The organism is Pantoea sp. UBA5923, from assembly GCF_002431095.1.
Taxonomy (GTDB): domain Bacteria; phylum Pseudomonadota; class Gammaproteobacteria; order Enterobacterales; family Enterobacteriaceae; genus Pantoea; species Pantoea piersonii.
The window spans coordinates 18,509-28,174 of sequence record NZ_DJDN01000018.1 but is presented as its reverse complement, the minus strand read 5'-3'; the positions used below and the strand labels follow the sequence as shown (position 1 = coordinate 28,174).

The 9,666-nt window shown below is 61.1% G+C and carries 7 protein-coding genes; 4 read left to right on the top strand and 3 right to left on the bottom strand.

The window, feature by feature from the left end; all coding sequences use genetic code 11:
- Nucleotides 1-2: 2 nt before the first annotated feature.
- The 3 genes from B3797_RS03835 (at nucleotide 3) to lplT (ending at nucleotide 4,821) form a co-directional block, all read left to right on the top strand.
- Complete coding sequence (locus B3797_RS03835; protein ID WP_311790435.1) at nucleotides 3-1,391, top strand: efflux transporter outer membrane subunit; 1,389 nt, start codon at nucleotides 3-5, stop codon at nucleotides 1,389-1,391.
- A gap of 77 nt (nucleotides 1,392-1,468) precedes the next feature.
- On the top strand, nucleotides 1,469-3,619 hold the full coding sequence (gene aas, locus B3797_RS03830; RefSeq protein WP_311783915.1) for a bifunctional acyl-ACP--phospholipid O-acyltransferase/long-chain-fatty-acid--ACP ligase: 2,151 nt from the start codon (nucleotides 1,469-1,471) through the stop codon (nucleotides 3,617-3,619).
- Nucleotides 3,616-4,821: a lysophospholipid transporter LplT gene (gene lplT / locus B3797_RS03825; protein ID WP_311790434.1), complete on the top strand. Its 1,206-nt coding sequence runs from the start codon at nucleotides 3,616-3,618 to the stop codon at nucleotides 4,819-4,821. The genes aas and lplT overlap by 4 nt, the downstream gene beginning before the upstream one ends.
- Nucleotides 4,822-4,878: 57 nt before the next feature.
- Here lplT and B3797_RS03820 read toward each other — a convergent pair whose 3' ends face one another.
- The 3 genes from B3797_RS03820 to barA all read right to left on the bottom strand — a co-directional run bounded on the left by B3797_RS03820 (nucleotide 4,879) and on the right by barA (nucleotide 8,249).
- The gene (locus B3797_RS03820; RefSeq protein WP_311790433.1) at nucleotides 4,879-5,187 is read right to left on the bottom strand and encodes a CcdB family protein; all 309 of its coding nucleotides are present in this window, start codon (nucleotides 5,185-5,187) and stop codon (nucleotides 4,879-4,881) included.
- 2 nt (nucleotides 5,188-5,189) lie between these two features.
- On the bottom strand, nucleotides 5,190-5,429 hold the full coding sequence (locus B3797_RS03815; RefSeq protein WP_311783918.1) for a type II toxin-antitoxin system CcdA family antitoxin: 240 nt from the start codon (nucleotides 5,427-5,429) through the stop codon (nucleotides 5,190-5,192).
- Between the two features lie 72 nt (nucleotides 5,430-5,501).
- Nucleotides 5,502-8,249, bottom strand: coding sequence for a two-component sensor histidine kinase BarA (gene barA / locus B3797_RS03810; protein WP_311790432.1), 2,748 nt, complete (start codon nucleotides 8,247-8,249; stop codon nucleotides 5,502-5,504).
- An 87-nt stretch (nucleotides 8,250-8,336) separates the two neighbouring features.
- Between barA and rlmD the strand changes: the two genes are divergently transcribed.
- A complete protein-coding gene (rlmD, locus tag B3797_RS03805) occupies nucleotides 8,337-9,653 on the top strand; it encodes a 23S rRNA (uracil(1939)-C(5))-methyltransferase RlmD (RefSeq protein ID WP_311790431.1) in 1,317 nt (438 codons plus the stop codon).
- Nucleotides 9,654-9,666 lie beyond the last annotated feature (13 nt).

Here is a 9,666-nt window from a genome sequence, read left to right as displayed (position 1 = left end):
CCATGAAAAAAGTTTCTCTCGCTTTACTGCTGCTGCTTGGCGGCTGCGCCGTCGGCCCCGACTATCAGCGTCCCGCCGCCAGCGTGCCGCTGCACTATAAAGAGGCCAAAGGCTGGCAGCGCGCCACGCCGCAGGACGACCAGAGCAAAGGCGAATGGTGGGCGGTCTATCATGACGCCACCCTGAGCAGCCTGCTGCAGCAGGTCAGCATCTCCAACCAGAATGTCGCCAGCTACGCCGCTCAGTACCGCGAAGCCCAGGCGCTGGCCGCCCAGTCGCGCGCCGCGCTCTTTCCGACGCTCGGCTATGACGTCAGCGGCACGCGCAGCGGCACCCGCTCCGCGAACAGCGGCGCGCGCAGCACCATCAACAGCAATTCGGCGCAGCTGAGCGCCAGCTGGGAGCTGGATCTGTGGGGCAAACTGCGCCGCACCCGTGAAGAGAACGCCGCCAGCGCCGAGGCGAGCGCCGCCGAGCTGGCGAACGTAACGCTCAGCGCCCAGTCGGAGCTGGCGCAGGACTACTTTCAGCTGCGCATTATGGATGAGAAGATCGCGCTCTATCAGCAGAGCATTGCGGCCTATGAGCGCTATCTGAAGGTGATCGAGAATAAATACCAGGCCGGCAGCGAGTCACGCGCCACGCTGGCGCAGGCGCAGATGCAGCTGGAGAGCGCCCGCGCCTCGGCGCTTGACTACCAGTGGCAGCGCGCCCAGCTGGAGCACGCCATCGCGCTGCTGGTGGGGAAAACGCCCGCCGAATTCAGCCTGCCGGTCGCGAAGCTGAACGCGACGCTGCCGCCGCTGCCGCAGGCGCTGCCGTCGCAGCTGCTGCAGCGCCGTCCCGATATCGCCTATGCCGAGCGCAACGTCGCGGCGGCCAACGCCGCCGTCGGCGTGGCCATTGCCGGTTACTATCCCGACCTGACGCTGAGCGCCAGCGGCGGCACCAGCGCCTCGGCGCTGCATAATCTTTTCTCACTGCCCTGGCGCGTCTGGTCGCTCGGCCCCGATCTGAGCGGCACGCTGCTCGATTTCGGCGCCACCTCGGCGAAGGTGGAGCAGGCGCGCGCCGCGTATGACGCCAGCGTCGCCAGCTATCGTCTCGCGGTGCTGACGGCGATGCAGGAAGTAGAGGACTATCTGGTGGAGCTGGCTACGCTAAACAACGAGCTGGCGGCGCAGCAGCGCGCCAGCGACGCCGCGCGCGAGTCGGCGCGCGTGACGCGCAACCAGTATGAAGCGGGAATGATCGACTATCTCGATGTCGCCACCACTGAGACCAGCAGCCTCAGCGAGCAGCAGAGCCTGCTGACGCTGCAAAGCACGCAGTGGGTCACCAGCGTAGCGCTGATCGCTGCGCTCGGCGGCGGATGGCAGGCGACGCCTTAAATCGCGCCTTTACGCTTGTCGAACGACGTCAGATCCTGCATCGTTAGGAACCTTTTTAGCGATGCTATGGAGCTGGCATGTTATTTACATTTTTACGTCTGGTCTGCCGCCTGCTGTGGCGGGTGGAACTGCGCGGCGACACCGCTGCGCTGCATCAGGAAAAAGTGCTGATCGCGCCGAATCATATGTCTTTTCTTGACGGCGTGCTGCTGGCGCTGTTTCTGCCGATCAGGCCGGTTTTCGCGGTCTACTCCTCCGTCAGCGAGCAGTGGTATATGCGCCTGGTGAAGCCGCTGATCGACTTCGTTCCGCTCGATCCGACCCGTCCGATGTCGATCAAGCAGCTGGTGCGGCTGATCGACAGCGGCCGTCCGGTGGTGATCTTCCCGGAAGGGCGCATCACCGTTACCGGCTCGCTGATGAAGATCTACAGCGGCGCCGGTTTTGTCGCCGCCCGATCGCAGGCCAGCGTGGTGCCGATGCGCATCGAGGGTGCGGAGTACACCCCCTTTGGCCGCCTGGCCGGCATCTTTAAGCGCCGCCTTTTTCCCCGCATCACGCTGACGCTGCTGCCCGCCACCCGCATTCCGATGCCGGAAGCGAAGCGCGCGCGCGAACGCCGTCAGCTGGCGGGCGAACACCTCCACCATATTATGATGGAGGCGCGCATGGCGGTGCGCCCGCGTGAAACGCTGTTTGAAGCCTTCCTCAGCGCCCGTACCCGCTACGGGGCGTTCAAGCGCTGCATCGAAGACGTTAACCTGAAGCCCGACAGCTATACCGGACTGCTGAAAAAGGCGCTCGGCGTCGGGCGTATTCTTGAGCGCTACAGCCAGCCGGGCGAGATTGTCGGCCTGCTGCTGCCCAACACCACGGTAACGGCGGCGGCGATCCTTGGCGCCTCGCTGCGCGGCCGCGTTCCGGCCATGCTCAACTACACCGCCGGAGTAAACGGCATGCGCGCGGCGCTGACCGCGTCGCAGGTCAAAACCATTTTTACCTCGCGTCAGTTCCTTGAGAAGGGCAACCTCTGGCATCTGCCGCAGGGGCTGAGCGATATCGAATGGATCTACCTGGAGGATCTGCGCGGCAGCGTGACGACGCAGGATAAACTCTGGATCCTGGCGCATCTGCTGTTCCCGCGCCGCGCGCAGGTGGCGCAGCAGCCGGAAGAGGCGGCGATGGTGCTGTTTACCTCCGGCTCGGAGGGCAATCCGAAAGGGGTGGTGCATTCCCATAAAAGCCTGCTGGCGAATGTGGAGCAGATCCGCACCGTGGCGGATTTTACCCCGCGCGATAAATTTATGTCGGCGCTGCCGCTGTTCCACGCCTTTGGCCTGACGGTCGGTCTGTTTACGCCGCTAATGACCGGCGCGCAGGTGTTTCTCTATCCCAGCCCGCTGCACTACCGCATCGTGCCGGAGCTGGTTTATGACCGCAACTGTACTGTGCTGTTCGGAACCTCGACCTTCCTCGGCAACTACGCGCGCTTTGCCGCACCTTACGATTTTGCGCGTCTGCGCTACGTCGTGGCGGGGGCGGAGAAGCTGCAGGAAGCGACGCGCCAGATCTATATGGAGAAATATGGCATCCGTATCCTTGAAGGCTACGGCGTGACCGAATGCGCGCCGGTGGTGGCGATCAACGTACCGATGGCGGCGAAAGCGCATACCGTCGGCCGCATTCTGCCGGGCATGGATTCGCGCCTGATGTCGGTTGAAGGCATTGAGCAGGGCGGGCGACTGCAGCTGCGCGGGCCCAACATCATGAAAGGTTATCTGCGCGTCGAAAACCCCGGCGTGCTGGAAGCGCCCGCCGCCGACAACGGCGAGGGTCAGATGGAGGCGGGCTGGTACGATACCGGCGATATCGTCAGCTTTGACGAGGGCGGCTTCTGCCAGATTCAGGGACGCGCCAAACGCTTCGCCAAAATCGCGGGCGAGATGGTGTCGCTGGAGAGCGTCGAGCAGATCGCTCTGAAAGCGTCGCCGGAAAAACAGCATGCGGCGTCGCTGCGCGCAGACGGCAACCGCGGCGAAGCGCTGGTGCTCTTTACCACCGACGGCGACCTGAAACGCGACGGGCTGCAAAAGGCGGCGCGCGAGCTGGGCGCGCCGGAGCTTGCCGTCCCGCGTGATATCCGCGTATTGAAACAGCTGCCGATGCTGGGCAGCGGCAAGCCGGACTATGTCAGCCTGAAAAAAATGGCGGAAGAGGAGCAGGCATGAACACGCTGAATACGCAGGAGATGTCGCTGACGTCGCGCGGGATGCTGGCGGTTATGGGCGCGCAGTTCTTTTCCGCCTTTGGCGACAATGCGCTGCTCTTCGCCACCCTGGCGCTGCTGAAAAGCGAGCTTTATCCCGACTGGAGCCAGCCGGTGATGCAGATGCTGTTCGTCGCGGCCTATATTTTGCTGGCGCCCTTTGTCGGCCAGCTGGCGGACAGCTTCGCCAAAGGCCGGGTGATGATGTTCGCCAACAGCCTGAAGCTGCTGGGCGCGCTGCTGATCTGCTTCGGCTTTAATCCTTTCGTGGGCTATACGCTGGTAGGCATCGGCGCGGCGGCCTACTCACCCGCCAAGTACGGCATCCTTACCGAGCTGACCTCCGGCGAGAAGCTGGTGAAAGCCAACGGCATGATGGAGAGCTCCACCATCGCCGCGATCCTGCTGGGGTCGGTATCGGGCGGCGCGCTCGCCGACTGGAGCCTGCTGGCGGCGCTGGCGGCGTGCGCGGTTACCTACGCGGCGGCGGTGGCGGCGAACCTCTTTATTCCGAAGCTGGCGGCGGCGCGGGCGGGGCAGAGCTGGAACCCCGCCGCGATGCTGCGCCGTTTTTTCCAGGCGTGCAGTCTGCTGTGGCATAACGCGGAGACGCGCTTTTCTATCCTCGGCACCAGCCTGTTCTGGGGCGCGGGCGTGACGCTGCGCTTCCTGCTGGTACTGTGGGTGCCGGTGGCGCTCGGCATCAACGACAACACCACGCCGACCACGCTCAATGCCATGGTGGCGATTGGCATCGTGGTTGGCGCGGGCGCGGCGGCGAAGCTGGTGACGCTGGAGACGGTGCGGCGCTGTATGCCCGCTGGCGTGCTGATTGGCGTGATGGTGGTGATCTTCTCTCTGCAGCATTCGCTGGTGAATGCTTACCTGCTGCTGATGGTGATAGGCGCGCTGGGCGGCTTTTTCGTGGTGCCGCTCAACGCCGTATTGCAGGCGCGCGGCAAGGCGAGCGTCGGCGCAGGCAATGCGATTGCGGTGCAGAACTTCGGCGAGAATATCGCCATGCTGGTGATGCTGGGGCTGTATACGCTGGCGGTGAAGGCGGGCGCGCCCGCGGTCGCGACCGGCATCGGCTTCGGCGCGCTGTTTGCGCTGGCGATTGCGGTGCTGTGGATATGGCGGCCGAAAAAACAAGCGTCACGTTAGCAGGCAGCAATTCATCTCAGTGTTAAAAAAGAGATGAATTGCTGCGCTTGTACTTTTTTAAAACCCATCCAGTAGAAAATCGATAGCTGATTTAATTTGATAGCGATATTGCTCAACGCTACAAACTTCTGCGCCAAGCTGTGCTTTGCGAACGCTCGCCATTGCATGTGTTAATAACAAATAAGGCTCACCGTTAATTTCCAGAAGAGGGGTTAAGCGAAGTGGAGTCTGGCTGCGCAAGCTGGCTAGAGGATAAAGGGGAATAGCCAGGCGGGTGTTCAAATCATCAATTATATCGCTCTGGATATCGAGCAAAAAAGGATAGTCCCGGCTATTTCCATTATTTTGGTAAACAGTAAATTGCATACTTAAAACGTCCTGTAATCATCCGACAACAAGCCATGTTCGTCTGTAATGCGATTTAACTCTTCAATGGCGCGTTTGTTTTCCTGCTTCCACTTTTCGGCTTCCGCTTTTTTGATTTCACGTTTTAACGCCTCCGTTAAAGTAGCAGAAAGATTAATTCCTTCGCTACGAGCCTGCTCAAGAAGAGCAGGCTCAAGCGTAACGCTTACCGTTTTTTTAAGGCGACCTGCTGAAATGCTCATGCTTATCTCTCCGTACACGTGTAGTGGCACGTGTACGGAATATAGCGTTTTCCGCCTAAAAAATATACACATTTAAACAGGTGGCTGTTCCAGTGAGTGCCCCAGCAGCCGCCGCGCCTCGCGCGCCACGTTTTCCATCTCGTCCTGCAACTCCAGCAGCTCCGGCTCCAGCGCGTCGATATCGTCGCTCTGACGCAGGTTCTGCTCCAGCTGGCGGCAGAGCTGCTTCATGCGCGGCACGCCGCTGTAGCTGGCGCTGCCGTGGAGCTTATGGATAATCTCGCGTAATCCCTGCACGTCGTGTGCCGCCATAAAAGCATCAAGCTTTTCGTGCACTTCGGGCAGGAAGTCGAGCAGCATCTTCAGCATATCGCGCGCCAGATCGGGTTTGTTCGCCGCCTGACGCAGCGCCAGCTCCCAGTCGAGCGACGGCGAAACAGCAGGCACCGGCGGCAGCAGCGCAGGCAGCGGCGGGCTGTATCGCGCCAGCAACTGACTGAGCCGGCTTTCGTCGATCGGTTTCGCCAGATAGTCGTTCATACCGGCTTTAATCAGATGTTCGCGCTCGCCGTCGATGGCGTGTGCCGTGACTGCCACTATCGGCGTGCTGGCGTGCAGCGGCAGGCCGCGAATGATTTCGCTGGCGCGAATGCCGTCAATCTCCGGCATCTGAATATCCATCAGGATAATATCCAGCGGCTGCTCGCGTGCGGCGGCGATCGCCTGCTCGGCGTTGTTGCACAACAGAATGTGCTGCACCTGCTCCTCCAGCAGCGCGCCGATCAGCTTGAGGTTAGCGGGGTTATCGTCCACCGCCATAACCCGCAGCGGCAGGCGCACGCTGTCAGGCAGTTCGCTGCGCTGGCGCGTATGCAGATCGGCCAGCAGCGGCAGCAGACGCGTGGTGGAAACCGGCTTAGTGATGCAGCCGTGAATGCCGCGCACCTTGAGTCGGTCCGCCAGCAGCATCATGGCGCTCGGCAACGCCAGCAGCACGCAGTCGGCACGATTGAGCAGGGCGTCGATAAAGGCATCATCCAGCAGCTCCTGCTGCGTGATATCGATTGGCAGCCCCACCAGCAGCAGCGGATAGTGCGGTTCGCGCAGGCCCGCCAGCGTTTCGCTGTATTCAACCTGCAGCGGCGTGACGCGCAGCATCTTCAGCGCCGCCTCGGCGGAAGCGGCGTGCGCCTCTACGTAGGCCATGCGCGAACGCGACAGGGCGTCGAGCGCGCGCGGCAGCGTCGGAGCGTTGGGATTAAGGTCGAGCTGTATCCGCACCCAGAAGGTTGACCCTTCATTGACGCGGCTGTGAAAGGCGATTTCGCCGCCCATTTCGCTGACCAGTTTTTGCGTGATCACCAGCCCCAGCCCGGTGCCGCCGTGACGGCGAGAGATGCTGGCGTCAGCCTGGCGAAACGCCTGAAACAGCTGCGTCTGCTGATGTTCGGAAATGCCGATGCCAGAGTCGTGCACCTGAATCTCCAGCTCGACGCGCGTGGCGCTGACGTTGCGCTGTTCGACGCGCAGATCGATGGTGCCGCGCTCGGTAAATTTAATGGCGTTGCCCAGCAGGTTAATCAGGATTTGCTGCAGGCGCAGCGGATCGCCGATGACGTTATCCGGCACGCTGCAGTCGCACAGCACCGTCATTTCCAGCCCTTTCTCATGCGCCGAGGGCGCCAGCAGCACAATGGTTTCGTCCAGCGTGGCGCGCAGCGGGAAGGGGATAGACTCCAGCACCAGCTTGCCCGCCTCCAGTTTAGAGAAGTCAAGCACATCGTTGATAATGCTGAGTAAATTATTGGCCGAACGCTCTATGGTGTGCATATAGTCGCGCTGCGTGGTGCTGAGGGGCGTTTTCAGCATCTGGCGGGTAAAGCCAATCACGCCGTTAAGCGGGGTGCGCAGCTCATGGGACATATTGGCGAGGAACTCCGACTTGATGCGCGCCGCTTCCTGAGCGCGTTTTTTCGCCAGATCCAGCTCGACGTTTTGAATTTCCAGCTGCTCCAGGGTTTCCCGCAGGTCCCAGGTCGCCTGATCGATATTGTGCTGCATCTCTTCATGGTAGGCGGTGAGCGACATCGCCATCGCGTTGATACCGTTTTTCAGGATGCTCAGCTCGCCCAGCATATAGCCCTCGACGCGGCTGTCGAGCTGGCCGCGGCGAATGCGGTCGACGGTGGTGACCATATTGCGGATTGGGCCGGTAACGTCGCGCATCAGGCGGTAGGCGAACAGCATGGCGATGCAAAGGCAAAACAGCAGCATCAGGGTCGCGACGAACACCTCTTTATACTGCTGCAGGCGTACCGACTGGAGATCAAGCTCTATCGCCACGTAGCCCAGCGGGTTGCCCGCCGGTTTGGCTTCTTCGCTGGATAGCTCATCCACCGCATGGTGTTCAGGCGTAATCGGCGTGCGTAAAATCAGCAGCGTGCCGTGGCGCTCCATCGAAACCTCATCAGGCAGCGCGCGGATATCCTCTTTTTGCAGCAAACTCAGGTTCTGGTTGTTATTCGACGTGACGTAGAGACGGTTATTATTGTCGAACACCGAAATGGCGCGGACAATATCGGAGTGGCGGCGGTGCAGCAGGCTGACCAGCGCGCGCATGGCGTCGCGATCGTGCCAGGTCATACTGTATTCGCTGGAGACCGCCAGCGGCTCGATAATGCTGGCGCCTGCTTCCACCACCTGAGACTGCAGTTCGTTGTAGCGATGCACCACGAAAAAGGAGCTGAGCAGCAGCCCAATCATTAAGGTCGGCGCCAGTATTAAAATCATCATTCGCGCCCGCAGGCTGTATTTCGTCATAATAGTCGTCGGCTTTTGCCAGCCCGTTATCCCTGTGCCGCGTTGAAGCGCGCGCACGCTGAATTTTTATTGAGAATGTAAAACACTATGGCGCAATTTTACTCCGCAAAACAGCGCGTGACGACTAAGCAACGCATCACCGTCACCGTGGACGAGCTCGATCCCTTTGGTCAGGGCGTGGCGCGGCATCAGGGCAAAACCCTGTTTATCAGCGGCGCGCTGCCCGGCGAGCAGGCGGAAGTGACGCTGGTGGAGGAGAAACGTCAGTACGCGCGCGGCAAAGCGACGCGGCTGTTAAGCACCAGCCCGGAGCGCGTCAAGCCGCGCTGTCCGCACTTTACCCGCTGTGGCGGCTGTCAGCAGCAGCACGCCGCTGAGCCGCTACAGCAGCGCAGCAAAGCGGCGGCGCTGTCGCGCATGCTGAGCCAGGCGGCGCAGCGCACTGTCGCGGTGGATGAGATCCTCGCCGGGCCTGCCTGGGGCTACCGTCGTCGCGCACGGCTTGGTTTACAGTGGCAGCCTAAAACGCGCGAGCTGCAGATGGGGTTTCGCCAGGAGGCGAGCAACGATCTGGTGGCGATTCGCGAATGCCCCATTCTGGCGCCCGAACTTGAGGCGTTGCTGCTGCCGCTGCGCGACTCTCTCAGCGCGCTGAAGGGAGCCAGCCGGCTGGGACACATCGAGCTGGTGCTGGCGGACAACGGCCCGCTGATGGTGCTGCGCCATCTGGATGCGCTGCACGCCACCGACCGGGAAAAACTGGAACGCTTTTCGCATGAGCACAACCTGATGCTGTTTCTGGACAGCGGCGGCGATGAGCTGGAGCAGGTGCGCGGCGACGAACCCTTTTACCACTCCGGGGATGTGCGGCTCACTTTTAGTCCACAGGACTTTATTCAGGTTAACGACGCCGTTAACCAGCAGATGGTGGCGCAGGCGCTAGACTGGCTCGATCTTCAGCCGGAAGACCGCGTGCTGGATCTTTTTTGCGGCATGGGAAACTTTACGATCCCTGTAGGAAAATTCGTACAAAATGTTGTGGGTGTGGAGGGCGTTGCAGCATTAGTGCGACAGGCAGCGTATAATGCGCAGCTGAATAATCTTAAAAATGTCCGCTTTTTCCAGCACAACCTGGAGGAAGACGTTGCGCGTCAGCCGTGGGCGGCGCAAGGATTTAACAAGGTATTGCTCGATCCGGCGCGCGCCGGGGCCGCGGGCGTAATGGGGCATGTGGTTAAACTTGCGCCTGAGCGCGTGGTCTATGTTTCGTGTAATCCCACAACGCTTGCTCGCGACAGCCAGACATTGCTGTCGGCGGGCTACCATCTGGAAAGGGTCGCGATGCTGGATATGTTCCCTCATACCCGTCATCTCGAATCCATGGTGCTGTTCAGTAAAACATAAGCGGCAATTGATG